The 23,380-nt window shown below is 71.7% G+C and carries 20 protein-coding genes; 12 read left to right on the top strand and 8 right to left on the bottom strand.

The window, feature by feature from the left end:
- Nucleotides 1-56: 56 nt before the first annotated feature.
- The gene (locus OG878_RS29160; protein ID WP_328889529.1) at nucleotides 57-1,202 is read left to right on the top strand and encodes an acyl-CoA dehydrogenase family protein; all 1,146 of its coding nucleotides are present in this window, start codon (nucleotides 57-59) and stop codon (nucleotides 1,200-1,202) included.
- Nucleotides 1,202-2,230 (top strand): acyl-CoA dehydrogenase family protein, encoded by a 1,029-nt coding sequence (locus tag OG878_RS29155; RefSeq protein ID WP_328889528.1) that lies wholly within the window; start codon nucleotides 1,202-1,204, stop codon nucleotides 2,228-2,230. Before OG878_RS29160 ends, OG878_RS29155 begins: the two co-directional genes overlap by 1 nt.
- 37 nt (nucleotides 2,231-2,267) lie before the next feature.
- Here the strand turns inward: OG878_RS29155 and OG878_RS29150 are convergent, their stop codons facing one another.
- A complete protein-coding gene (locus tag OG878_RS29150) occupies nucleotides 2,268-2,753 on the bottom strand; it encodes a MarR family winged helix-turn-helix transcriptional regulator (protein WP_328889527.1) in 486 nt (161 codons plus the stop codon).
- Nucleotides 2,754-2,904: 151 nt separating this feature from the next.
- Between OG878_RS29150 and OG878_RS29145 the strand changes: the two genes are divergently transcribed.
- Nucleotides 2,905-3,279 carry a DoxX family protein gene (locus tag OG878_RS29145; protein ID WP_328889526.1) on the top strand — a complete coding sequence of 125 codons (375 nt, stop codon included), beginning with the start codon at nucleotides 2,905-2,907 and terminating at the stop codon, nucleotides 3,277-3,279.
- 56 nt (nucleotides 3,280-3,335) lie between these two features.
- On the opposite strand, the gene OG878_RS29140 is transcribed toward OG878_RS29145, so the two are convergent.
- A complete protein-coding gene (locus OG878_RS29140) occupies nucleotides 3,336-3,839 on the bottom strand; it encodes a pyridoxamine 5'-phosphate oxidase family protein (protein WP_328889525.1) in 504 nt (167 codons plus the stop codon).
- A gap of 164 nt (nucleotides 3,840-4,003) precedes the next feature.
- On the opposite strand from OG878_RS29140, the gene OG878_RS29135 reads away from it, so the two are divergent.
- Nucleotides 4,004-4,291, top strand: coding sequence for a hypothetical protein (locus tag OG878_RS29135; RefSeq protein WP_328889524.1), 288 nt, complete (start codon nucleotides 4,004-4,006; stop codon nucleotides 4,289-4,291).
- Here the strand turns inward: OG878_RS29135 and OG878_RS29130 are convergent.
- Both OG878_RS29130 and OG878_RS29125 read right to left on the bottom strand, forming a co-directional pair.
- Nucleotides 4,270-4,887 carry a HutD/Ves family protein gene (locus tag OG878_RS29130; RefSeq protein WP_328889523.1) on the bottom strand — a complete coding sequence of 206 codons (618 nt, stop codon included), beginning with the start codon at nucleotides 4,885-4,887 and terminating at the stop codon, nucleotides 4,270-4,272. The genes OG878_RS29135 and OG878_RS29130 overlap by 22 nt on opposite strands.
- Nucleotides 4,884-5,603 carry a VWA domain-containing protein gene (locus OG878_RS29125; RefSeq protein ID WP_328889522.1) on the bottom strand — a complete coding sequence of 240 codons (720 nt, stop codon included), beginning with the start codon at nucleotides 5,601-5,603 and terminating at the stop codon, nucleotides 4,884-4,886. The genes OG878_RS29130 and OG878_RS29125 overlap by 4 nt, the downstream gene beginning before the upstream one ends.
- 164 nt (nucleotides 5,604-5,767) lie before the next feature.
- On the opposite strand from OG878_RS29125, the gene OG878_RS29120 reads away from it, so the two are divergent.
- Nucleotides 5,768-6,703 carry a rhomboid family intramembrane serine protease gene (locus tag OG878_RS29120; RefSeq protein ID WP_328889521.1) on the top strand — a complete coding sequence of 312 codons (936 nt, stop codon included), beginning with the start codon at nucleotides 5,768-5,770 and terminating at the stop codon, nucleotides 6,701-6,703.
- Between the two features lie 155 nt (nucleotides 6,704-6,858).
- Here OG878_RS29120 and OG878_RS29115 read toward each other — a convergent pair whose 3' ends face one another.
- The 3 genes from OG878_RS29115 to OG878_RS29105 all read right to left on the bottom strand — a co-directional run bounded on the left by OG878_RS29115 (nucleotide 6,859) and on the right by OG878_RS29105 (nucleotide 13,992).
- Nucleotides 6,859-8,319: a glutamate synthase subunit beta gene (locus OG878_RS29115; protein ID WP_328889520.1), complete on the bottom strand. Its 1,461-nt coding sequence runs from the start codon at nucleotides 8,317-8,319 to the stop codon at nucleotides 6,859-6,861.
- Nucleotides 8,312-12,871, bottom strand: a complete 4,560-nt coding sequence (gene gltB, locus OG878_RS29110; protein WP_328889519.1) for a glutamate synthase large subunit — start codon at nucleotides 12,869-12,871, stop codon at nucleotides 8,312-8,314. The genes OG878_RS29115 and gltB overlap by 8 nt, the downstream gene beginning before the upstream one ends.
- A 386-nt stretch (nucleotides 12,872-13,257) precedes the next feature.
- A complete protein-coding gene (locus OG878_RS29105) occupies nucleotides 13,258-13,992 on the bottom strand; it encodes a VIT1/CCC1 transporter family protein (RefSeq protein ID WP_328889518.1) in 735 nt (244 codons plus the stop codon).
- A gap of 265 nt (nucleotides 13,993-14,257) precedes the next feature.
- On the opposite strand from OG878_RS29105, the gene OG878_RS29100 reads away from it, so the two are divergent.
- The 7 genes from OG878_RS29100 to OG878_RS29070 are packed head-to-tail and all read left to right on the top strand — an operon-like array spanning nucleotide 14,258 to nucleotide 22,176.
- Nucleotides 14,258-15,517 carry an ADP-ribosylglycohydrolase family protein gene (locus OG878_RS29100; protein WP_328889517.1) on the top strand — a complete coding sequence of 420 codons (1,260 nt, stop codon included), beginning with the start codon at nucleotides 14,258-14,260 and terminating at the stop codon, nucleotides 15,515-15,517.
- On the top strand, nucleotides 15,514-16,794 hold the full coding sequence (locus OG878_RS29095; protein WP_277325666.1) for an ADP-ribosylglycohydrolase family protein: 1,281 nt from the start codon (nucleotides 15,514-15,516) through the stop codon (nucleotides 16,792-16,794). The genes OG878_RS29100 and OG878_RS29095 overlap by 4 nt, the downstream gene beginning before the upstream one ends.
- Nucleotides 16,730-17,923, top strand: coding sequence for an ADP-ribosylglycohydrolase family protein (locus OG878_RS29090; RefSeq protein ID WP_328891419.1), 1,194 nt, complete (start codon nucleotides 16,730-16,732; stop codon nucleotides 17,921-17,923). The genes OG878_RS29095 and OG878_RS29090 overlap by 65 nt, the downstream gene beginning before the upstream one ends.
- Nucleotides 17,920-19,284: an ADP-ribosylglycohydrolase family protein gene (locus tag OG878_RS29085; RefSeq protein WP_328889516.1), complete on the top strand. Its 1,365-nt coding sequence runs from the start codon at nucleotides 17,920-17,922 to the stop codon at nucleotides 19,282-19,284. Before OG878_RS29090 ends, OG878_RS29085 begins: the two co-directional genes overlap by 4 nt.
- Nucleotides 19,281-20,165: a ribokinase gene (gene rbsK / locus OG878_RS29080; protein ID WP_328889515.1), complete on the top strand. Its 885-nt coding sequence runs from the start codon at nucleotides 19,281-19,283 to the stop codon at nucleotides 20,163-20,165. Before OG878_RS29085 ends, rbsK begins: the two co-directional genes overlap by 4 nt.
- A complete protein-coding gene (locus OG878_RS29075; RefSeq protein ID WP_328889514.1) occupies nucleotides 20,162-21,361 on the top strand; it encodes a CaiB/BaiF CoA transferase family protein in 1,200 nt (399 codons plus the stop codon). Before rbsK ends, OG878_RS29075 begins: the two co-directional genes overlap by 4 nt.
- The gene (locus OG878_RS29070; protein WP_328889513.1) at nucleotides 21,358-22,176 is read left to right on the top strand and encodes an HpcH/HpaI aldolase/citrate lyase family protein; all 819 of its coding nucleotides are present in this window, start codon (nucleotides 21,358-21,360) and stop codon (nucleotides 22,174-22,176) included. The genes OG878_RS29075 and OG878_RS29070 overlap by 4 nt, the downstream gene beginning before the upstream one ends.
- 179 nt (nucleotides 22,177-22,355) lie before the next feature.
- Here the strand turns inward: OG878_RS29070 and lgt are convergent, their stop codons facing one another.
- Nucleotides 22,356-23,372, bottom strand: coding sequence for a prolipoprotein diacylglyceryl transferase (lgt, locus tag OG878_RS29065; protein ID WP_328889512.1), 1,017 nt, complete (start codon nucleotides 23,370-23,372; stop codon nucleotides 22,356-22,358).
- Nucleotides 23,373-23,380: the final 8 nt, after the last annotated feature.

The raw sequence follows: 23,380 nt of genomic DNA, 5'->3' as shown, positions 1-23,380 counted from the left end.
AACCTACCAAACACTTGTTAGGGAAGGTCGACGACGACACGGAGGGCGGGCGCCCGATGGATCTGAGCTTCACTCCCGATGAGGAGGCGTTCCGGGCCGAGGCCAGGCGGTGGCTCCGCGCCCACGTGCCCGCCGAACCGCTGCCGTCCCTGGAGACGTCGGAGGGCTTCGCCGCGCACCGCGCGTGGGAGGCGCGGCTGTACGCGGACCGCTGGTCCGTCGTCTCCTGGCCGGCGGAGTACGGCGGCCGGGGCGTCGACATCTTTGCGTGGCTGGTCTTCGAGGAGGAGTACTACGCGGCGGGCGGCCCCGGCCGGGTTTCGCAGAACGGCATCAACCTCCTCGCTCCGACCCTCTTCGACCACGCGACGGACGAGCAGCGGGCCCGGATCCTGCCGCCGATGGCGAGCGGCGAGGTGATCTGGGCGCAGGCCTGGTCCGAACCGGAGGCGGGCTCGGACCTGGCGTCGCTGCGGTCGCGCGCGGTGCGCACGGACGGCGGCTGGCTGCTGTCGGGGCAGAAGACCTGGTCGTCACGGGCCGCGTTCGCGGACCGGGCGTTCGGCATCTTCCGTACGGACCCGGAGGCCGCGAAGCCGCACCACGGGCTGACGTATCTGATGTTCGACCTGTCGGCGCCCGGGGTCACCGTCCGGCCGATCGGCCGGCTCGACGGCAAGCCGGCGTTCGCCGAACTCTTCCTGGACGAGGTGTTCGTGCCCGACGAGGACATCATCGGGGAGCCGGGGCAGGGCTGGCGCATCGCCATGTCGGCCACGGGCAACGAGCGCGGGCTGACGCTGCGCTCCCCCGGCCGCTTCCTGGCCGCCGCGGACCGGCTGGCCGAGCTGTGGCGCACGCACGGGGACCCGTCGGACACGGCGGTGCGGGACCGGGTCGCGGACGCGGTGATCGGGGCGCGCGCGTACCAGCTGTTCACCTACGCCCACGCTTCGCGCTTCGCCGCGGGGACGGGCATCGGCGCCGAGTCCAGTCTGAACAAGGTGTTCTGGTCGGAGTACGACATCGCGCTGCACGAGACGGCGCTCGACCTGCTCGGCCCGGACGGCGAACTGGCGGAAGGCGAATGGGCGCAGGGCCATGTCTTCTCCCTCGCGGGCCCGATCTACGCCGGTACGAACGAGATCCAGCGGGACATCATCGCCGAGCGGCTGCTCGGCCTGCCGAAGGGACGGCGCTGATGCGCTTCCTCCTGGACGACGAGCAGCGGGAGTTCACCCGCACCCTGGACGCGATGCTGTCGGCCGCGGACACGCCCGCGGCCGTACGGGCGTGGGGCGCCGGGGACCACGGTCCGGGGCGGGCCCTGTGGGCGCGTCTCGCCGAGGCGGGGGTGTTCGCGCTCGCGATACCGGAGGCGTACGGGGGTGTGGGCCCGCTCCCGGTGGAACTCGCTGCGTCCTTCGTGGAGTTGGGACGCCATGCGATACCGGGGCCGGTGGTGGAGACGGTGGCGGCGGCGGTGCTGCTCGACGGGGTGGGAGGGCCGGCGGCGAAGGAGTGGCTGCCCCGGATGGCCTCGGGGGCGGTGACGGTGACGCTCCGGCCGGCCGACGGGGCGTATGCGCTGGACGCGGACGCCGCGGACGCGGTGTTCGCCGTGTCGCGTGACGAACTGCGGCTCGCGTCCGGGCACGGTCCGCTGCGCGCGTCGTCCGATCCGGCGCGGCGGCTGTTCCGGGTCGGGCCGGGCGGGCAGCTGCTCGCCTCCGGGCCGCGGGTGGCAGAGGCGGCGGGCGCGGCGGCGGACTGGGCGGCGTTCGTGACGGCGGCGCAGGCGCTCGGTACGGGCGAGGCGCTGCTGCGGGCCACGGTCGGGTACGTGAAGCAGCGCACCCAGTTCGGGGTGGCGATCGGATCGTTCCAGGCGGTCAAGCACCGGCTGGCGGACACGCTGATCGGCCTGGAGTTCGCCCGTCCGCTGCTGTACGGGGCGGCGGTCGCGCTCGCCGAGGGGGCACCGCGCGCCGGGGCGGATGTGGCGGCGGCGAAGGTCGCGGCGGGTGAGGCGGCGTATGCGGCGTCGCGGGCGGCGCTGCAGTTGCACGGGGCGGTGGGGTACACGGACGAGCTGGACCTGTCGGTGTGGCTGAGGAAGGCGGGGCCGTTGCGGACCGCGTGGGGGGCACCGGGGGTCCTCCGGGCGCGGGTCGTGGGGACGGATGCGGCCCCCGGGGACAACGGGACGGCCGCCGGCGGCGACCGGTGAGCGCGGCGCCGACCGGGAGCCGTCGGCGCGGCCGGGATCAGGCCTGCCGGGAAGGACAGTCGTCGGGGCCGATCGCGTCGCCCACCCGGCGGCCGATCTCGCGCAGCTGCTTCTGCTGCGCCTTCGTGAGCGGGTCGAACACCAGCCGCCGCACCTCCTCGACATGGCCCGGGGCGGTCGCCACGACCTTGTCCCAGCCGGCGTCCGTGAGGATCGCCAGGGTGTAGCGGCCGTCGGCGGGGTCCGGGGTGCGGCGCACCCAGTCCTGCTTCTCCAGGCGCTTGACCACGTGCGACAGCCGGGAGAGCGAGCCGTCCGCGAGTACGGCGAGCTCACTCATCCGCAGGGTGCGCGCCGATGCCATGGAGAGGCCGGCCAGGACCTGGTACTCGAAGTGGCTGATGCCCGCATCCCGCTGCAGCTGCCGGTCCAGCGCGGCCGGAAGACGGATCAGCATGCTGCCCAGCGCAAGCCAGGACTCGTGCTCCCCGTCGTTCAGCCAGCGTGGTTCCTGTGTGCCCATATCGCTCACCATAACTTGACGTCTCAAGTCCGCAGGAGCAGCCGTCGGCAAGGGGGCGCCGACCGGAGAGGCCCGTCAATCACTTGACGCTTCAACTGCCACAGGGCTACCTTCCACTTGAATCTTCAACTCATCGAGCAGAGAAGTACTGATGAACATCACCCTGTGGATCATCGCGAGCGTGCTCGCTGTCGCGTTCTTCGCCTCCGGCCTGATGAAGGCCGCCCAGCCTCGCGAGAAGCTCATGGCCTCCAACATGGGATGGGCCGAGGACTTCTCCGCCGGTGCCGTGAAGGCCATCGGAGCCGTCGAGGTCCTGGGCGCGCTCGGGCTGGTGCTGCCCGCCGCCCTGGACGTGGCTCCGGCACTGGTCCCCTGGGCGGCGGTGGGGCTCGCGGTGACCATGCTGGGCGCGGTCGTCGTCCACGTACGCCGCAACGAGTACCGGATGGCCCTGCCCGGCCTGGTGCTGCTCGCCCTGGCCGTCGTCGTGGCCTGGGGCCGCTTCGGCCCCTGCGCCTTCTGAGAGGAGCTCAGCCGGGGCCCCGGTGCGGTGGGGCCCCGGCTGAGGGCCCGGTCCCGTCACCCCGTCGCGTACGGGGGGCTGTCGTCGTTTCCGCGGCGGAGCGTGCGCAGGGGCCTCCCCGGGCGCCAGGCCTGGACGATCAGCTCCTCGCCGTCCAGTGCGGTGCGGACCACCTCCGTCAGTTCCGTGCGGAACAGATGGAACGGCTCCGGCGGCTTCGCCTCCTCGATGAAGCGGGCCAGCACATCCGGGTCGCTCACCTCGACCGCGCGCCCGGAGACCCGGACGTCGGCGTCGGCCATCGTTTCGTCCGGCCCCGGGTTGGCCTGCACCGCGAACCGCGGATCGCGCCGCAGGTCCAGCGCCTTGCGCGAATTCGGCATCATGCCGAGCCACAGCTCACCGAAGCGGAAGTCCACTTCCAGGCCGGTCACCCGCGGCGAGCCGTCCTTGCGAAGGGTGGCCAGGACGTGGTGCCTGTACAGCCCGAAACGGGCCTGAACGGTCGCGGCGAAGTCCGGCTCCGCCGACTGGAACGCTGCCCAGGAGGTCGATGTCATGGGTCCATGGAACCCTTGAATCCCGACACCTTCTGTCTGGATTTACGGGCCGCCACTCGTTCGGATGCCGTCCCGCCATGATCGTGGTGTGCTGTATCGGGCACATGGCCGTCATCGTGGCGGCGGGGGGAGGGACTGATCCCGCGGACCCGAGGTGATAGACGATGGCAATTTTCGTGCACGCCACTCTGTCGGGCGTCACGGCCGACCAGTACGACGCTCTCGACAAGGAACTTCAGGCACTGCCCGGCGACCCCTTCGCCGGCTGCCTGTCGCATGTGTGCATCGCGACCGATTCGGGCGTGGAGCTCTTCGACCTGTGGGAGTCCGCCGAGGCCGTGGAGAACTTCGGCGCCGTGATGCTGCCGGTCGCCGAGATGCTGGGCGTGCCGATGTCGTCCGGACCGCCGGAGAAGTGGGAGGTACACACCTACCTGGTTCCCGGCGTGTGACGCAGCCCGCCCGGTCCCGGGAGAGACCCGGGCCACCCGGCCGACAGGGTGACCAGCAGCGCCCAGCCCCCGGTCCGGAGCACCGCGGGGGACGCACTGTCCGCCGCCACCGCGTCGTAGCAGCCGAGTTCGATGTCCCGGCCGTCGAGCACCGCGCCGTCCTCCAGTGCGACGGCCAGGGCCGTACCGCCCTCCGGCGCCAGCAGCCGGACGGTGCCGCGTACGACCGCGACCTCCGCGGCCGTACGCCCCCGGCGGTACATCACATTGAGGTTCACGACGGGGCCGCCGAGCAGCCGGCCGTCCGTCTCCAGGTCCCCGGGGAAGTCGTGCGGCCAGTACAGCTCGTCCACGATGTGGTGCTCGCCGCCCACCATCAGATCCATCCCGGCACCCTCGACCACCGTCAGCGTGCGGTCGACGCCCGGGAACGAGGAGAACGGCCCGTCCGCGGACACATCGGCGAGACTGACCCGCCAGTCGAAACCGTCCAGCGGAGCGCCCTCGGGGGACGCGGCGATCTCCCGGGTCACTCCCCCGCCGTTCTTCCAGGGCACGGCCGCGCGGTCGGCCGCCCTCAGCACGCGCAGTGTCACGTGACGATCCTCTCTGCCCGGGCCGCGGCCAGCCAGAGCGGGAACTCGGCGACGAGCCGGTCGTACAGCTCGTCGTCCGGGACCTGCCGCGGGTCGGGTCCGGCGTGGAAGAAGCCTGCGTTGTCGACGGGTCGCTGTGCCGGAACGGCCAGTTCGTCGAGCTTGTGCAGGAAGTCGAACTGCGAACTGCGCTTGTTGCCGAAGCCGATGAACTGCCAGAACATCGGCAATTTCGCCGCCTTGCACAGATAGCGCTCGGCCGCCCTCTTGTTGATCGGGCCCCCGTCGGTCTGGAAGACGACGAGCGCGGGCGCGGTCGAGCCGCTGTCGATGTAGTGGTCGATGACCGCGTCCATGGCCAGGTGATAGCTCGTCTTCCCCATGTGCCCGAGGTCCGCCACGATCTCGTCGACCCGCCCGCGGTGGTTGTCCAGGGCTATCTCGGAGACCGCGTCGATGTCCGTGGAGAAGAGGACGACGGGCACCCGGCCGTCGTCGTCGAAGTGGGCCGACAGACCGAGCACCCGGTCGGCGAGCGCCTGGACGCTGCCGTCCTTGTAGTACTCCTTCATGGAGCCCGAGTAGTCGAGGACGAGATAGACGGCCGCACGCTCCCCGCTCAGCCCGTACTTCTGCAGCGAGACCCCGGCGCTCCTGTAGAGGCCGACCAGCGCGGGCGCCGTCTCCTCGACCTTGCGCAGGCTGATGGCTGCCATACGGGACTCCGTTCCTGATACGGGAGTCATGAGGTTACGTCACGGGGCCGGCCCGCCCCGGTCCGCTCGCGCACCCGGCCGCGGCGCCCTTCGCGGTGTTCGCTATCTTGAGCGCCGCCGCCCCACCGGCCCCATGTGACCGCCGACCAGTGAAGGAGCCGGCCATGGAGGCCGCCGTCACCACGTGCTACCGCCATCCGTCGTACGAGACGCATGTGCGCTGCACCCGCTGCGACCGCTACATCTGTCCCGACTGCATGCGTGAGGCCGCGGTCGGCCACCACTGCGTGGAGTGCGTGAAGGAGGGACAGCGCTCGATCCGCCGGGCGCGCACGGTCTTCGGCGGCGCGGTGCCGAGGACGGCGGTGCCCGTCGTGACGTACGTACTGATGGGCCTGAACATCCTGGCCTATCTGGGAGAGCTGGTCCGTCCGGAGATCGTCGACCGGTTCGGGATGCTCGGCGCGGGTCTGACCAGTCCCGACGGCAGCCAGTACGTCTACGCGCGCGGGGACTTCCCCGGGTTCGACACGGCCGGAGTGATCGACGGCGAGTGGTACCGGCTGCTGACCGGATCCTTCCTTCATCTGCCGCCGGACGCATCGACCTTGGGCTCCGTGCCGTTCGGGGTGCTGCACATCCTCTTCAACATGTACGGGCTGTGGAACCTGGGCCGGGTCGTCGAGGAGCAGCTGGGCCGCGGCCGGTATCTCGCCCTGTATCTGCTGTCCGCGCTGGGTGGTTCGGTGATGGTGTACCTGGTCGCACCGGACGCCCTCACGGTGGGTGCCTCGGGGGCGATCTTCGGGCTGGCGGCGGCGTTCTACGTCATCAACCGGCGGCTGGGCCGGGACATGCAGGCGGTCAACCGGTTCCTGGCCGGCTTCCTGGTCTGGATGCTGATCTCCGCGGGGTTCACCTCGTGGCAGGGGCACCTGGGCGGGCTCCTGACGGGCGGCGTCGTCACGGCCGTGCTCGCGTACGCGCCGGCGAAGCGCCGTACCGCCGTGCAGATCGCCGGGTGCGCGGCGCTCTTCCTGCTGCTGGTCGCGCTGGTGGTCCTCAAGACGTCGCAGCTGACCGGCGGTGCGGTGGCCTGACCCGTCCCGTTCGCCGGTACGGGGCGTCCCCGGACGCGCCACGGCGCCTGCCGAATCGTCCGGTCGGGGACGGGCAGGCGCCGCGTTCAGTTCCGTACGCCTTTGTACGGGACGTCTGTTGGTGGTGCCGGTGGTGCTTTCGGTACCGCTGGTGATCAGACCATCAGGGAACGGTCCGTCGGGCGGATCGGGGCCGGCAGGGCGCTGGCTCCGGTCAGGAAGCGGTCCACACCGCGCGCCGCGGAGCGGCCTTCGGCGATGGCCCACACGATGAGGGACTGGCCGCGGCCCGCGTCGCCGGCGACGAAGACTCCGCCTACGTTGGTGGCGTAGTCCGCGTCGCGCGCGACATTGCCGCGCCCGTCGAGCTCCAGGCCGAACTGCTGGACGAGACCGTTGGACTGGTCGGTGCCGGTGAAGCCCATGGCCAGCGTGACCAGCTGCGCCGGGATCCGCCGCTCGGTGCCGGGCTTCTGCTCCAGCTTTCCGTCCTTGAACTCCACCTCGACGAGGTGCAGCGCCTGGACGTTGCCGTCCTCGTCGCCCTCGAAGTGGGTGGTGGAGACGGAGTAGACCCGCTCGCCGCCCTCCTCGTGCGCCGAGGTGACCTTGTAGAGCATGGGGAACGTCGGCCAGGGCTGGTTGGCGTTCCGGTCCTCGCCCGGCTTCGGCATGATCTCCAGCTGGGTGACGGAGGCCGCGCCCTGACGGTGCGCGGTGCCGACGCAGTCGGCACCGGTGTCGCCACCGCCGATGACGACGACGTGCTTGCCCTCGGCGGAGATCGGGGAGACCGTCAGGTCGCCCTCCTGCACCTTGTTGGCGAGCGGCAGGTACTCCATCGCGAAGTGCACGCCGTTCAGCTCACGGCCCGGGACGGGCAGATCGCGGGAGACGGTGGCACCCGCGGCGATGACGACCGCGTCGTACCGGCGGCGGAGCGTGGCGGCGTCGATGTCCTTGCCGATCTCCACCTCCGTGCGGAACTTGGTGCCCTCCGCGCGCATCTGCTCGATGCGGCGGTTGATGTGCGACTTCTCCATCTTGAACTCGGGGATGCCGTACCGGAGAAGGCCTCCGATGCGGTCCGCGCGCTCGAAGACGGCGACGGTGTGACCGGCCCGGGTCAGCTGCTGGGCTGCGGCGAGACCCGCCGGGCCCGAGCCGATGACCGCGACGGTCTTGCCGGAGAGGCGCTCGGGCGGCTGCGGGGTGACGTCGCCGCTGTCCCACGCCTTGTCGATGATCGAGACTTCGACGTTCTTGATGGTGACGGCCGGCTGGTTGATGCCGAGAACACACGCCGACTCGCACGGAGCGGGGCACAGCCGGCCCGTGAACTCCGGGAAGTTGTTCGTGGCGTGCAGACGCTCGGACGCGGCCGTCCAGTCCTCGCGGTAGGCGTAGTCGTTCCACTCGGGGATGAGGTTCCCCAGCGGGCAGCCGTTGTGGCAGAACGGGATGCCGCAGTCCATGCAGCGGCCGGCCTGCTTGCTGATGATCGGGAGCAGCGAGCCCCGAACGTAGACCTCGTTCCAGTCCTTGACGCGCTCGCCGGCGGGGCGGGTCTTGGCGACCTCGCGCCCGGTGGTCAGGAAGCCCTTGGGGTCAGCCATGGGTCGCCGCCTCCATCATCTTCTCGGTGGTCTCCTGCTCGGAGAGACCGGCGAGCTCAGCGGCGTCCTTGGCGGCGAGCACTGCCTTGTAGGTGGACGGGATGATCTTGCTGAAGCGGTCCACCGCGGTGTCCCACTCGGCCAGCAGCTTCTCGGCGACGGTGGAGCCCGTCTCCTCGTGGTGGCGGCGCACGACATCGTGCAGCCACTGCCTGTCGGTGTCGGAGAGGGCCTCGATCGCGTCGAGGTTCCCGACGTTGACGTTGTCGCGGTCCAGGTCGACGACGTACGCGACACCGCCCGACATGCCCGCGGCGAAGTTGCGTCCGGTCTCGCCGAGGACGACGGCGTGGCCACCGGTCATGTACTCGCAGCCGTGGTCGCCCACGCCTTCCGAGACGACGGTCGCACCGGAGTTGCGGACGCAGAACCGCTCACCGGTACGGCCGCGCAGGAACAGCTCGCCACCGGTCGCACCGTACGCGATGGTGTTGCCCGCGATGGTGGAGTACTCGGCAAGGTGGTCGGCGCCACGGTCCGGGCGGACGATGACCCGGCCGCCGGAGAGGCCCTTGCCGACGTAGTCGTTGGCGTCGCCCTCCAGGCGCAGCGTCACTCCGCTCGGCACGAACGCGCCGAACGACTGGCCGGCGGAGCCGGTGAAGGTGAGGTCGATGGTGTCCTGCGGCAGACCCGCGCCGCCGAACTTCTTCGTCACCTCGTGGCCGAGCATGGTGCCGACGGTCCGGTTGATGTTCCGGATCGTGAGCTGGGCCCGGACCGGCTGGGCGGCCTCGGCGCTCTCCGCGTTCAGGGCGTCGGCAGCGAGCCTGATCAGCTCGTTGTCCAGGGCCTTGGCGAGACCGTGGTCCTGCTCGACGAGCTGGTGGCGGACCGCACCCTCGGGCAGCTCGGGGACGTAGAACAGCGGCTCCAGGTCGAGGCCCTGCGCCTTCCAGTGCGTGACCGCACGGTCGGTGTCCAGCAGTTCGGCGTGGCCCACGGCCTCTTCGATCGTGCGGAAGCCGAGCTCGGCGAGGAGTTCGCGGACCTCCTGGGCGATGAACTCGAAGAAGTTGACGACGTACTCGGCCTTGCCGGAGAACCGGTCGCGCAGGACCGGGTTCTGGGTGGCGATACCGACCGGGCAGGTGTCGAGGTGGCAGACACGCATCATGACGCAGCCGGAGACGACGAGCGGCGCGGTCGCGAAACCGAACTCCTCGGCGCCGAGCAGCGCGGCGATGACGACGTCGCGGCCGGTCTTCAGCTGGCCGTCGGTCTGCACCACGATGCGGTCGCGCAGGCCGTTGAGCAGCAGGGTCTGCTGGGTCTCGGCGAGGCCGAGCTCCCAGGGACCGCCCGCGTGCTTCAGCGAGGTGAGTGGGGAGGCGCCCGTTCCGCCGTCGTGGCCGGAGATCAGGACGACGTCCGCGTGCGCCTTGGAGACACCTGCGGCGACCGTGCCGACACCGACCTCGGAGACCAGCTTCACATGGATGCGGGCCGCGGGGTTGGCGTTCTTGAGGTCGTGGATCAGCTGAGCCAGGTCCTCGATGGAGTAGATGTCGTGGTGCGGCGGCGGGGAGATCAGACCGACACCCGGGGTGGAGTGCCGGGTCTTCGCGACCCAGGGGTAGACCTTGTGGCCGGGCAGCTGGCCGCCCTCGCCGGGCTTGGCGCCCTGCGCCATCTTGATCTGGATGTCGTCCGCGTTGACCAGGTACTCGCTGGTCACACCGAAGCGGCCGGAGGCGACCTGCTTGATGGACGAGCGGCGCGCCGGGTCGTAGAGCCGGTCGGCGTCCTCGCCGCCCTCACCGGTGTTGGACTTGCCGCCCAGCTGGTTCATGGCGATGGCGAGGGTTTCGTGCGCCTCGCGGGAGATCGAGCCGTACGACATGGCGCCGGTGGAGAAGCGCTTGACGATGTCGGAGACGGACTCGACCTCGTCGACCGGGATCGCCTCGCGGTCCGACTTGAAACCGAACAGGCCGCGGAGCGTCATCAGGCGCTCGGACTGCTCGTTCACCCGGTCCGTGTACTGCTTGAAGATGTCGTACCGGCGGTTGCGGGTGGCGTGCTGGAGGCGGAAGACCGTCTCCGGGTCGAACAGGTGCGGCTCGCCCTCACGACGCCACTGGTACTCGCCGCCGATCTCCAGGGCGCGGTGCGAGGCGGAGATGCCGGAGGCGGGGTAGCCCTTGGTGTGCCGGGCGGCGACCTCCTTGGCGACGACGTCGAGTCCGGCGCCGCCGATCTTGGTGGCGGTGCCGTGGAAGTACTTCGCGACGAAGGCCTCGTCCAGGCCGACGGCCTCGAAGACCTGGGCGCCGCGGTAGGAGGCGACCGTCGAGATGCCCATCTTGGACATGACCTTCAGGACGCCCTTGCCGAGCGCGTAGATCAGGTTCCGGATGGCCTGCTCGGGCTCGATGCCCTCGATGAACGTGCCTGCCCGGACCAGGTCCTCGACGGACTCCATCGCCAGGTACGGGTTGACCGCTGCGGCTCCGTAACCGATCAGCAGCGCGACGTGGTGGACCTCGCGGACGTCCCCGGCCTCGACCAGCAGACCCACCTGGGTGCGCTGCTTGGTACGGATGAGGTGGTGGTGGACGGCCGAGGTGAGCAGCAGCGACGGGATCGGCGCGTGCTCGGCGTCGGAGTGCCGGTCGGACAGGACGATCAGGCGGGCGCCGTCCTCGATGGCGGCGTCGGTCTCGGTGCAGATCTGCTCGATCCGGGCGGCGAGGGCCTCGCCGGCGCCGCTGACCCGGTAGAGACCGGAGAGCGTGGCGGCCTTCATGCCCGGCATGTCGCCGTCGGCATTGATGTGTATCAGCTTGGCCAGCTCGTCGTTGTCGATCACCGGGAACGGCAGCGTGACGCTGCGGCACGACGCGGCGGTCGGCTCCAGCAGGTTGCCCGCGGGGCCGAGCGAGGAGCGCAGCGAGGTGACGAGCTCCTCGCGGATGGCATCCAGCGGCGGGTTGGTGACCTGCGCGAACAGCTGGGTGAAGTAGTCGAAGAGCAGCCGGGGGCGCTCGGACAGCGCGGCGATCGGCGAGTCCGTGCCCATGGAGCCGAGCGGCTCGCCGCCGGTGCGGGCCATCGGCGCGAGGATGACGCGCAGCTCTTCCTCGGTGTAGCCGAAGGTCTGCTGGCGGCGGGTGACGGAGGCGTGCGTGTGCACGATGTGCTCGCGCTCGGGGAGATCCTCCAGCTCGATCTCACCGGTCTCCAGCCACTCCTGATACGGATGCTCGGCGGCGAGGCCCGCCTTGATCTCGTCGTCCTCGATGATGCGGCCCTCGGCCGTGTCGACGAGGAACATCTTGCCGGGCTGGAGGCGGCCCTTGCGGACGACCTTCGCGGGGGCGATGTCCAGGACACCGACCTCGGAGGAGAGGACGACGAGGCCGTCGTCGGTGACCCAGTAGCGGCCGGGGCGCAGACCGTTGCGGTCGAGGACCGCGCCGACCTGGGTGCCGTCGGTGAAGGTGACGCAGGCCGGACCGTCCCAGGGCTCCATCATCGTGGAGTGGTACTGGTAGAAGGCACGCCGTGCCGGGTCCATCGAGACGTGGTTCTCCCACGCCTCGGGAACCATCATCAGCACCGAGTGCGGCAGCGAACGGCCGCCGAGGTGGAGCAGCTCCAGGACCTCGTCGAAGGAGGCGGAGTCGGAGGCGTCCGGCGTGCAGACGGGGAAGATCCGGTCCAGCTGCTCCGTGCCGAAGAGGTCCGACGCGAGCTGGGACTCACGGGCCTTCATCCAGTTGCGGTTGCCCTTGACCGTGTTGATCTCGCCGTTGTGCGCGACGAAGCGGTACGGGTGGGCGAGCGGCCAGCTCGGGAACGTGTTCGTGGAGAAGCGCGAGTGGACCAGCGCGACCGCGGTGGCGAAGCGGCCGTCGGAGAGGTCCGGGAAGAACGGCTCCAGCTGCCCGGTGGTGAGCATGCCCTTGTAGACGATCGTGCGGGCGGAGAGCGAGGGGAAGTACACCCCGGCCTCACGCTCGGCGCGCTTGCGCAGCACGAAAGCCTTGCGGTCGAGCACGATGCCGGTGCTCGCACCGTCGGCGACGAACAGCTGACGGAACTCGGGCATCGTGGCGCGGGCGCCGCTGCCGAGGAGGTCGGGGCTGACCGGGACCTCGCGCCAGCCGAGGACCTTCAGGCCCTCCTCGGCGGCGATCTTCTCGAGCTGCCGGACGGCCTCGGTGGAGTCGTCGGCGGGCAGGAAGGCGATTCCGACGGCGTAGGCACCGGCCCCGGGGAGGTCGAAGGAGACCTGCTCGCGGAGGAAGGCATCCGGCACCTGGAGCAGGATTCCGGCGCCGTCGCCCGAGTCCGGCTCGGATCCGGTGGCGCCGCGGTGCTCGAGGTTGCGCAGTACGGTCAGCGCCTGCTCGACCAGCTCATGGCTGGCCACACCGGTAAGAGTGGCCACGAACCCGACACCGCAGGCGTCGTGCTCGTTACGGGGGTCGTACATCCCCTGCTGGGCGGGGCGACCGTCCATGGGCGACCAGGCGTCGGAACGCATTGGCTCTCCCGTCGTCGTCGTGGCATATGCAGTGCCGAGGGACGACGTTGGCCCTCTGCGAAATTTCATGCAGGTTACATAATGGGCCGCTTCTCAAGAAGCGGATAGCCCGTTCCAACATGCGGACACCACGTGTGCGGCGGGCGGGTCGCAGTCGGAGGATCGGCGCCCGGGGGACTGCAGAGAGCAGGCGTCGTTGCCTGCGGTGTCTACGGCTCATGCCCGGTGGCAAAGAAAACGAAACCGCCGGGTAACGGCTACTTATGTGCAGCCCTGCATAGGGACTCACCTTACGGCCGACGGAGGGTTCCGCCCAGTGGCGGAGCCCAAGACGTACGTCACACGGATGGCGGGCGGTTTGCGGCGAAAGCACCGCCCGTGCCTGGTCAGCCGCCGACGGCCACACCGAACAACGTGCCCAGACCATAGGTGATCGCCGCAGCCGCCCCGCCGAGCAGCAGCTGCCGCAGCCCGCTGAACCACCAGCTGCGGGCCGTCACCCTGGCCACCACCGCACCGCAGGCGAAGAGACCGATCAGGGCGAGCAGCACCGCGGGCCACATCGCGCTCGCACCGAGCAGATACGGCAGCACGGGCAGCAGCGCGCCCAGCGCGAACGCGCCGAACGACGAGAGGGCGGCGACGAGCGGCGACGGCAGGTCGCCGGGGGCGATGCCGAGCTCCTCGCGGGCGTGTATCTCCAGGGCCTGCTCGGGGTCGCGGGACAGCTGCCGGGCGACCTCGCGGGCGAGAGCGGGGTCGACGCCGCGGGACTCGTAGAGCGCGGCGAGCTCCTCCATCTCACTCACCGGATGCTTGCGCAACTCACGGCGCTCGACGTCCAGTTCGGCCTCGACGAGCTCGCGCTGCGCGGCCACGGAGGTGTACTCGCCGGCCGCCATGGAGAACGCGCCGGCGGCCAGCCCCGCCAGACCGGTGATGACAAGGGTCTGCTGGGAGACCGAACCACCCGCGACGCCGGTCATCAGCGCCAGGTTCGAGACCAGTCCGTCCATCGCGCCGAAGACCGCGGGACGCAGCCAGCCGCCGTTCACGTCACGGTGGGTGTGGTTGTCGCGGTGCGCCTCGTGCAGGACGGCGTCGGTCTCGATGATGGCCACAGTTCTCCCCATTCTCCGGCAGCGGGTTCTACGCGCTCCACCCCCGCTCAACACCATCGAAAGTACGCACGAAAAGATTCCCCCGCCAGCAAGCCAGGCCGTACTTACCTGCCCTCTGACCAGGTAAGTACGGCCTGGCTTACGGAGGCGATCCCGTCATCCGAGTGGCCCTTTTGTTGCGATTATCGGCCTCTGTCGGGGCTCCGCGTGGCACAGATCCGGACAGGTACGAGAACTGGCTCGGTACGGTCGAAGGGTCGACGCGATGGAGTTGATTGCAGGCAATCCGGCAGAACCGCGCACGGGCGGTACGGCGGAGGCGGTACGGGACGACGCGGACCGGCCCGACGCGCAGCAGACCGCCGGCCCCGACCGAGCCGCGCGGGCCAGGGGCGCGCTCCTGGGACTCGCCGTGGGCGACGCGCTGGGTGCACCCGCGGAGAACCTGCGGCCGTCCGAGATCCGCCACCGCTGGGGCCGGATCGAGGGCTTCGTCAGCGACGATCCGGCCGGCACCGACGACACGGAGTACGCGATCTTCTCCGGCCTGCTGCTCGCCCGGCACGGTTCGGCGCTGACCGTCACCCAGGTCGAGCGGGCCTGGCATCTGTGGATCGCCGACCTGGACGAGGGGCCGTTCCGCGGCGCCGGGTTCAGCGAGCGCGGCACCCTGGAGAACCTGCGCCGGGGCCTGGCCGCCCCGATCTCCGCCCAGCACCGGCACGCCTGGAGCGACGGGCTCGCGATGCGGGCGGCCCCGTTCGGTGTCTTCGCGGCGGGCCGTCCCGCGGAGGCCGCGCGCCTGGTCGCGATCGACGGGCAGGTCAGCCACGACGGCGAGGGCATCTACGGCGGCCAGGCAGTGGCGGCCGGGGTGGCCGCGGCCATGGTGGGCGCGGGGGTCACGTCCGTGATCGCGGCCGCGCTGTCCGTCGTACCGATGGACTCCTGGACGGCACGCTCGCTGCGGCGGGCGGTGACGGCCGCGCAGCACGCGCACCCCGACCGCCTCACCAGGGAACGTGCGGTGCGCTCCGCGGTGGTGGTCGGCGGCTATCCGTGGACGGACCTGGCGCCGGAGGCTGTGGGCCTGGCGTTCGGCGCGTTCGCGGCGGCCCGCGGCGACTTCCGTACGGCGGTGCTGACCGCGGTCAACATGGGCCGCGACGCGGACACGACGGCCGCGGTGGCGGGAGCGCTGGCCGGGGCCCTGGGCGGGGAGTCCGCGATCCCCCGGACCTGGGGGGAGGCGATCGGCCCGGTCCGGGGCAGCTGCCTGCCGTCGATGCGGGGCTACCACGTCCTGGACATCGCGGAGTTGCTCACACCGGACGAGACGGACGAGGCCCGGACCACGGGACGCGACGGAACCGGCGGCACGAAGGGGCCTGCCGGAGCCGGCGGCACCCGTGCCCCGGGGCGTACGGCCGGGGCCGCCGCCGCCCGTTCCGACGGGCCGGCGTCGCCTCCGCCCCCACCGCCGCCTCCGTCCGCCGGGGCCGGCCGCGCGGGAGCGGCGTCATGACCACCGCACACGGTGCCCATCCCCACCCGGACGACCGTCCCGCCCCATCCCGCACCCGGTCCCTGCCCGGGCGCCGGGCCCGGATCGAGGGGCTGCTGCTCGGGTTGGCCTCCGGGGACGCCGCCGGCTGGCCCGCGGCGCGCCACCGCGCGGCCCGGATGCCCGAATGGACCCGGCGGCTCACCCGGGAGCTCGACACCTTCGCCGAGCAGAACGCCACGACCACCTTGCCCGTGCCCATCGCCCTCAATCAGCCGCCCGAGCCGCTGCGCCTCGGACCCTCCGACGACGCCGAGTGGGCCGCGTTCGCCGCGGGCACCGTGCTCGCGTCGGCGGCCGGTCCGCTGCACGGCCTCTCCCCCGACCGCCGGATGCGGGCCGCCATCGATGTCGCCTGGAACGCGCTGGCGGCGGAGGTCGCCGCGGCCGCCGCGCGGGCGCCCGAGGTCGAGTCGGCCGTCCTCCCGCTGCGTGCCCGGATCTCGGTCCGGGCCGGTCTCGGCAATCTCGCCGCCGGGCTGCGGCCACCCGCCACGGGCCACGACAACCCGCACTACTTCGACGACGCGGCCTGCGTCAGGGCCGCCGTCCTGGCGATCGTGCACCCCGGCCGGCCCGGGTCCGCCGCCGAACTCGCCGAGTTCGACGCCCGGTACACCCAGGACGGCGACGGCGTGCACGGCGCCCGTGCGATGGCCGCCGCGATCGCCGAGGCGCTGGGCGGAGCCGACGTCGACACCGCGGTGAACGCCGCGCTCGCACAGCTCCCCGACGGCACCGAGATCGCCCGCAACGCCGCCCACGCCGTGCGGATCGCCCGTGACTTCGTCGGCGAGGCGGCCGGCGCCTTCGCGCTCGTACCGGTGCTGGAGCATCAGATCGTCGACCACGTCTACAGCTACGGGATCGCCGCCGCCGAGACCGTGCCGGTCGCCCTCGCCCTGACCACCGCCGCCCGCGGCGAGATCGCCCAGGCCATTCCCGCCGCGGCCTGCCTGTCGCGGGTCGCGGACTCGGCGCCCGCCCTGGCCGGTGCGCTGACCGGTGCACTCGGCGGCGTCGCCACCGTCCCGGACGGCTGGCGCGAGGCCTGCCGCACCCTCGCGGGGTGCGCACTGCCCCGTCTCGCGGGCACCGATCTCATCGAACTCGCCGGGCTGCTGACAGACACGGAACCGACCCCTCCGGGTGGACAATTCCGACATGACTCGCATGACGCCCATGTCCCCCACGATGTACACGCCGAACAGAACACCCACGGCGCTCGGCCTCGATGACCGGATCACCGGCGCCCTGGTCGGCGCAGCCGTCGGCGACGCCCTCGGCGGTCCGGTCGAGGGCCGGCCCCCCGAGCAGATCGTCGAGCGCCACGGCGGCCGGATCACCGGCATCGTCGGCCCGTGGGACGGCGACGAGTGGCGCACCGCGCGCCCCATCGCCCCGTACCACAAGGGCGACGGCCACGTCACCGACGACACCTTGATGACCCATGCGCTGGTACGGGTGTACGGCACCGTACGGGACCATCTCGACGCGTACGGCGTCGCCGACCATCTCGTACCCGAGCTGATCTCGTCCCCGCGCTGGATCCCTGAGCTGGAGGCCGAGGCGCTGCCGCTGCAGCGGATCTTCCTCGCCGAGAAGTGGATCGTCGCACGGCTGCACTACGGCCACGTCGATCCGCGCGAGGCCGGCAACGGGAACATCGTGAACTGCGGGGCGGCGATGTACATGGCACCGGTGGGCCTGGTCAACGCCGCCCACCCGCAGGCCGCGTACGCCGAGGCACTGGATGTCGCGGGCGCCCATCAGTCGTCGTACGGCAGGGAGGCCGCCGGAGTCTTCGCGGCGGCCGTCGCCGCCGCCTGCGCCCCGGACGCGACGCCCGCCACCGTCGTCGACACCTGTCTGTCGCTCGCCAAGGACGGGACCCGGGCCGCCATCGAGGCGGTGTGCGAAGCAGCGGCCCGGCACCGGGACTTCGAGACGGCACTGGCGCCGTTGCGGAGCGCCGTCGCCCCCTTCGACACCGTCGGACCCGACTACCGCACACCGTCGCTGGGTGCCCGCCGCCCGTCCCGGCTGCACTCCATCGAGGAGCTGCCGATCGCTCTCGGCATGCTGCTGGTCGCGGACGGGGACTACCGGCACGCGGTGCTCGGCTCGGTCAACTACGGCCGGGACTGCGACTCGATCGCCACGATGAGCGGTGCGCTCGCGGGCGCGCTGCACGGCGAGACGGCGATCCCCGCCGCCTGGGTGAAATCGGTCGCCGAGGCCAGCCGTCTCGATCTGCACGCACCGGCGCGGACCCTGGCGGACGTCGCCCGTGAGGTGTTCGTCCGGGACACCTCCCGGCGGCGTGCGCATGAGGCGGCGTTCGCCACGCTGGCGGGCACGACATGACCGTACGGGTCACCTGGGTGCAGCCCGAGGACCTGATCGGGCACGAACTGCGCCAGGCGGCCGAGGACGGCCGGGACGCGCGGGAGATCGAGCACCGGTGGTACGCGGCGGGCGGCGCCCCCGCCCCGGAGCGTGCGGGCGCGTCCAAGCCCCCCGCACCCCGTGCCCTGCGCGCGCTCGCCGGCCGGCTGCTCGACGAACTCGCGCTGTCCGCTTCGCCGTTGGCCGTCGACGAGCCCACGGATCTGGCCGCGATCCGGGCGGCCTGCCCGCACTGGCCCACGTCCCGCAGGGACCCTCCCCCGGTCGGTGCGGCCCGGCTGGAGGCGGCCTGGCTGGGCCGGGCCGCCGGCTGCCTGCTCGGCAAACCCGTCGAGAAGCTGCCCCTCGCCGGGATCCGCGCGCTGGCCCGCGCCACCGGGAACTGGCCGCTCACCACCTGGTTCACCGCCAGGGGCCTGCCCGCCGGACTGGCCGCGGCCTACCCCTGGAACCGCCGCTCCGCATCCACCTCGCTCGCGGAGAACATCGACGGGATGCCGGAGGACGACGACCTCAACCACCCGCTCCTGACCCTGCTGCTGACCCAGCGGTACGGACGGTCCTTCAGCACGGCCGATCTCGCCCGGCTCTGGCTCGACGAACTCCCCGCGGGCCGGACGTTCACCGCCGAGCGGGTGGCGTACCGCAATCTGCTCGACGGCATCGAACCACCGGACACCGCCCGGTACCGCAACCCGTTCCGGGAGTGGATCGGCGCCCAGATCCGCGCCGATGTGCACGGCTGGACACACCCCGGCGACCCGGCGGCCGCCGCCGAGCAGGCGCACCGGGACGCGCTCCTCACGCACACCGGCAACGGGGTGTACGGGGCGATGTTCACTGCCGCCGCACTCGCCGAGGCGGCCGGCGGCGAGGCCGATGTGCACGGCGCCCTGGCGGCCGGGCTGCGCGTCGTGCCGCCGCGCTCGCGATTCGCGCACGCGGTCCGCACCGGGATCGGGGCGGCTCGCGAGGAGCGGGACTTCGACACGGTCGCCGACCGGCTGCACGCCGCGTTCGGCGCGTACCACTGGGTCCACGTGCTGCCCAACGCCGCGCTGCTCGCCGCCGCCCTCACCCATGCCGACGGCGACTTCTCCGGCTCCATCTGCCGTGCGGTGTCCGGCGGTTGGGACACCGACTCGAACGGCGCGACGGCGGGATCGCTGGCCGGTCTGCTGGCCGGCCGGCCCGACGCGCTGCCCGAACGGTGGACCGCTCCCCTCAAGAACCGCCTCGCCACGTCGGTCCCCGGTTTCGACTCCATCGGCTTCGACGCACTCGCTGAACTGACCTACCAGGAGGCACTTCGCCCATGACCGCCATCGCGGTGCTCGGCAGCACCAATATGGACCTTGTCGCGTACGTCGCACGGGCCCCGGAGCGCGGGGAGACCGTCACCGGAAGGGAGTTCCGCACCATCCCGGGCGGCAAGGGCGCCAACCAGGCCATCGCCGCCGCCCGCGCGGGCGGAGAAGTGCTGATGATCGGCGCGGTCGGCGACGACGCGTACGGCACGCGGCTCCGGGCCGAACTGGAGCACGCGGGCGTCGAGACCGATCTGCTGCACACCGCCGAGGGCCCCAGCGGCACCGCGCACATCGTCGTCGACGACAGGGGCGGCAACGCCATCGTGGTGATCCCCGGCGCCAACGGCACCATCCACACGCTCGGCCCCGGTGAGATGGCCGCCATCGCCGAAGCCGATCTGCTGCTCCTCCAGCTGGAACTGCCCCTGTCGGCCGTGGTCGAAGGGGCGCGGATGGCCCATGCGCAGGACGTACGGACGATCCTCACCCCCTCCCCCGTCCAGACCCTTCCGGACGAACTCCTCGAATTCGTCGACCTGCTGATCCCCAATGAGCACGAGGCGTGCGCCCTCTCCGGGAACTCCGAACCCCACGCGGCCGCCGAGATCCTGCTCCGGAAGGTCCCCGAGGTCGTCATCACCCTCGGTGGGAAGGGCTGCCTGTACGCGGCCCGGGGCGGTCAACCGGTCCACGTCCCCGCCCCCGAGGTGACCGCCGTCGACACCACCGGCGCCGGGGACACCTTCGTCGGGACGCTCGCCGTGGCGCTCGGCGAGGGACGGCCCATGGCGGAGGCACTGGCGTGGGCATCGTCCGCCGCAGCGCTCTGCGTACAGAAACCCGGCGCCTCGATGTCCATGCCGTACCGCGCCGAGATCGACGCCGCATGACCGCGCCCACGGAAGCACCCCTCACCGGTCTGCGGGTCCTCGACCTCGCCACGCTCTTCGCGGGCCCCCTCGCGGCCACCATGCTCGGCGACTTCGGCGCCGAGGTGATCAAGGTCGAGCATCCGCGCAAACCCGATCCGTCACGGGGTCACGGGCCTGCGAAGGACGGCATCGGCCTCTGGTGGAAGCTGCTCGGCCGCAACAAGCGCAATCTCACCCTCGACCTCGCCAGCCCGGGCGGCCGCGACGTCCTGCTCCGGCTGGCCGTCTCCACCGATGTGATCATCGAGAACTTCCGGCCGGGGACGCTGGAACGCTGGGGCATCGGCTGGGAGGAGCTGCACGCCGTCAACCCGCGGCTGGTACTGACCCGGGTCACCGGCTTCGGCCAGTTCGGCCCGTACGCTCATCGCCCCGGCTTCGGCACGCTCGCCGAGGCGATGAGCGGCTTCGCCGCGATCACCGGGGAGCCGGACGGGCCGCCCACCCTGCCGCCGTTCGGGCTCGCCGACTCGATCGCTGCGCTCGCCACCGCGTACGCCGTGATGGCGGCGCTGGCGGGCCGGGACCGTACCGGGGAGGGCCAGGTCGTCGACATGGCAATCATCGAGCCGATCCTGACCGTCCTCGGCCCGCAGCCGCTCTGGTACGACCAGCTCGGATACGTCCAGGAACGCACCGGCAACCGCTCGCGCAACAACGCCCCGCGCAACACGTACCGCACGTCCGACGATCAGTGGGTCGCCGTCTCCACCTCCGCCCAGTCCATCGCCGAACGCGTGATGCATCTGGTCGGGCGGCCGGAACTGATCGACGAGCCGTGGTTCGCCTCCGGCACCACCCGCGCCGAGCACTCCGACGAACTCGACGAGGCGGTCGGCAACTGGATCGCCCGGCACACCCGCGACGACGCGATCTCCGCGTTCGAGAAGGCGGAGGCGGCCATCGCGCCCATCCACGACATCCGCGACGTGATGCAGGACCCGCAGTACCGGGCCCTGGACTCCATCACCGAGATCGTCGACCCCGATCTCGGCCCGCTGCGGATGCAGAACGTCCTCTTCCGGCTGTCCCGGACCCCCGGCGCCATCCGCTGGACCGGTCGCCCGCACGGTGCGGACACCGACGAGATCCTGACCGGGCTCGGCCTGTCGGCCACGGACATCGCCGCACTGCGAGCAGAGAGCGCCCTGTGACATCGCCCGAAGAAACCCATCTGACCTGGCTGTACGTCCCCGGGGACCGGCCCGACGTGGTGCGCAAGGCGCGAGACTCGGGCGCGGACGTGGTGATCGTCGACCTGGAGGACGCGGTCGCACCGGACCGCAAGGAGTATGCACGGTCCGCCACCGCCGAACTCCTCGCCGAACCGGCCGCCGACACGGCCGCGCCGGTGCATGTCCGGGTCGCCACCGAGGCCGACGTGCTGACCCTGGCCGGACTGCCGGGCCTCGCCGAACTGCGCCTGCCGAAGATCACGCACGCCGCGACCGTCCACCACATCGCGGCGCTGGCCCCCGGTGTCGCGCTCTGTCCGCTGCTGGAGTCGGCACTCGGTATCGAACACGCGTACACCATCGCGGCCTCCCACCCGCAGGTCCGCTCCATCGCCCTGGGCGAGACCGATCTCCGGGCCGATCTGGGGGTACGGGACGACCGGGGCCTCGACTGGTCGCGCAGCCGGGTGGTGGTCGCTGCCCGCGCAGCCGGCCTCGCCCCACCGACCCAGTCGGTGTTTCCGGACGTCCGGGACCTGGACGGGCTGCGGCACTCCTGTGCACACGGCCGCGCGCTGGGCTTCGTCGGCCGGGCCGCGATCCACCCGCGGCAGCTACCGGTCATCGAACGGGCGTTCCGGCCCACACGGGAGGAGATCGACTCGGCCCAGGAGATCGTGGAGGCGGCACTCGCGGAGGCGGGGGCTCTGGCGCTGCCGGACGGACGGTTCGTGGACGCGGCGGTGGTGGCAGCGGCCCGCCGGACGCTGGCGCTGGCGGAACGGGTGGGGTGACCCGCACGCGTGAAAGACGGGTAGACACTCCAGCCCCTCCGGCGATCGAGGAGCGCGGGTGGGGTCCGGGGGTGGAGCCCCGGTTCGGAGGAACGGAGGGAAACCTCGGGAAGGGACGGAGAGAAACGCGAGGGGCCCCGGACCATGTGGTCCGGGGCCCCTCGTACATCTGGCCGGTGTCAGCCGTTCTTGGCTGCCTCCGCGGCGCCGTTCTTCTCCGTCGCCCGAGCCTCACCGTCACGCTCGGTGTCCTCATCGGCATCCGGGTCCGGTGCCGAACCCGCGTCCGCGTCCGTTTCGGAAGCCGCATCCGCGTCCGGAGTCGAAGCCACGCCCGTGTCCTGCTCGCCCTCGGCCGCTTCCACGCCCTCGGCCGCCTCGACGGCCCCCGGCTCGACGACCTCCTCGCGCCCCGGCCGCACCTTCGCCGAGATCACGATGTACGTCACCGCCAGCACGAACACGATCAGCGCGGTCCACACGTTCAGGCGCAGGCCCAGAATGTGGTGGGCCTCGTCGACCCGCATGTACTCGATCCACGCCCGCCCCGTGCAGTACGCCGCGACGTACAGCGCGAACGCCCGCCCGTGCCCGAGCTTGAAGCGGCGGTCCGCCCAGATCACCAGCAGCGCGACGCCCACGCACCACAGCGACTCGTACAGGAACGTGGGGTGGTACGTACCGGCGACCCGGTTGGGGCCTTCGCTGATCTTCAGGGCCCACGGCAGATCCGTCGCCTTGCCGTAGAGCTCCTGGTTGAACCAGTTGCCCCAGCGGCCGATCGCCTGAGCGAAGGCGATGCCGGGGGCGAGCGCGTCGGCCCAGGCCGGCAGCGGGATCCCACGGCGGCGGCAGCCGATCCAGGCGCCGACGGCACCGAGCGCGATCGCGCCCCAGATGCCGAGGCCGCCCTGCCAGATCTTGAAGGCGTCGACCCAGTCCTCACCCTTGCTGAAGTACAGCTGGTAGTCGGTGATGACGTGGTAGAGCCGACCGCCGACGAGGCCGAAGGGCACCGCCCAGACGGCGATGTCGGCCACCGTGCCGGCTGTGCCGCCCCGGGCGATCCAGCGCTTGTTGCCGAACCAGACGGCGACAAACACACCGATGATGATGCAGAACGCGTAGCCGCGGAGCGGGATCGGGCCGAGCTCGATCACGCCGGTCGACGGGCTGGGAATGTAGGCAAGGTCCATGACAGGGT

Source organism: Streptomyces sp. NBC_00316, assembly GCF_036158715.1.
Taxonomy (GTDB): Bacteria; Actinomycetota; Actinomycetes; order Streptomycetales; family Streptomycetaceae; genus Streptomyces.
Note: the sequence above shows the minus strand (reverse complement) of the source record. Positions and strands in the feature narration are given on the sequence as shown.

What these genes read in the sequence shown, in the direction of transcription:
- OG878_RS29155 (WP_328889528.1), top strand. Translation starts at nt 1,202, where the DNA reads ATGCGCTTCCTCCTGGACGACGAGCAGCGGGAGTTCACCCGCACCCTG.
- OG878_RS29150 (WP_328889527.1), bottom strand. Translation starts at nt 2,753, where the DNA reads ATGGGCACACAGGAACCACGCTGGCTGAACGACGGGGAGCACGAGTCC.
- OG878_RS29145 (WP_328889526.1), top strand. Translation starts at nt 2,905, where the DNA reads ATGAACATCACCCTGTGGATCATCGCGAGCGTGCTCGCTGTCGCGTTC.
- lgt (WP_328889512.1), bottom strand. Translation starts at nt 23,372, where the DNA reads ATGGACCTTGCCTACATTCCCAGCCCGTCGACCGGCGTGATCGAGCTC.
- OG878_RS29125 (WP_328889522.1), bottom strand. Translation starts at nt 5,603, where the DNA reads ATGGCAGCCATCAGCCTGCGCAAGGTCGAGGAGACGGCGCCCGCGCTG.
- OG878_RS29140 (WP_328889525.1), bottom strand. Translation starts at nt 3,839, where the DNA reads ATGACATCGACCTCCTGGGCAGCGTTCCAGTCGGCGGAGCCGGACTTC.
- OG878_RS29160 (WP_328889529.1), top strand. Translation starts at nt 57, where the DNA reads ATGGATCTGAGCTTCACTCCCGATGAGGAGGCGTTCCGGGCCGAGGCC.
- gltB (WP_328889519.1), bottom strand. Translation starts at nt 12,871, where the DNA reads ATGCGTTCCGACGCCTGGTCGCCCATGGACGGTCGCCCCGCCCAGCAG.
- OG878_RS29115 (WP_328889520.1), bottom strand. Translation starts at nt 8,319, where the DNA reads ATGGCTGACCCCAAGGGCTTCCTGACCACCGGGCGCGAGGTCGCCAAG.
- OG878_RS29085 (WP_328889516.1), top strand. Translation starts at nt 17,920, where the DNA reads ATGACCGTACGGGTCACCTGGGTGCAGCCCGAGGACCTGATCGGGCAC.
- rbsK (WP_328889515.1), top strand. Translation starts at nt 19,281, where the DNA reads ATGACCGCCATCGCGGTGCTCGGCAGCACCAATATGGACCTTGTCGCG.
- OG878_RS29120 (WP_328889521.1), top strand. Translation starts at nt 5,768, where the DNA reads ATGGAGGCCGCCGTCACCACGTGCTACCGCCATCCGTCGTACGAGACG.
- OG878_RS29100 (WP_328889517.1), top strand. Translation starts at nt 14,258, where the DNA reads ATGGAGTTGATTGCAGGCAATCCGGCAGAACCGCGCACGGGCGGTACG.
- OG878_RS29075 (WP_328889514.1), top strand. Translation starts at nt 20,162, where the DNA reads ATGACCGCGCCCACGGAAGCACCCCTCACCGGTCTGCGGGTCCTCGAC.
- OG878_RS29090 (WP_328891419.1), top strand. Translation starts at nt 16,730, where the DNA reads ATGACGCCCATGTCCCCCACGATGTACACGCCGAACAGAACACCCACG.
- OG878_RS29135 (WP_328889524.1), top strand. Translation starts at nt 4,004, where the DNA reads ATGGCAATTTTCGTGCACGCCACTCTGTCGGGCGTCACGGCCGACCAG.
- OG878_RS29095 (WP_277325666.1), top strand. Translation starts at nt 15,514, where the DNA reads ATGACCACCGCACACGGTGCCCATCCCCACCCGGACGACCGTCCCGCC.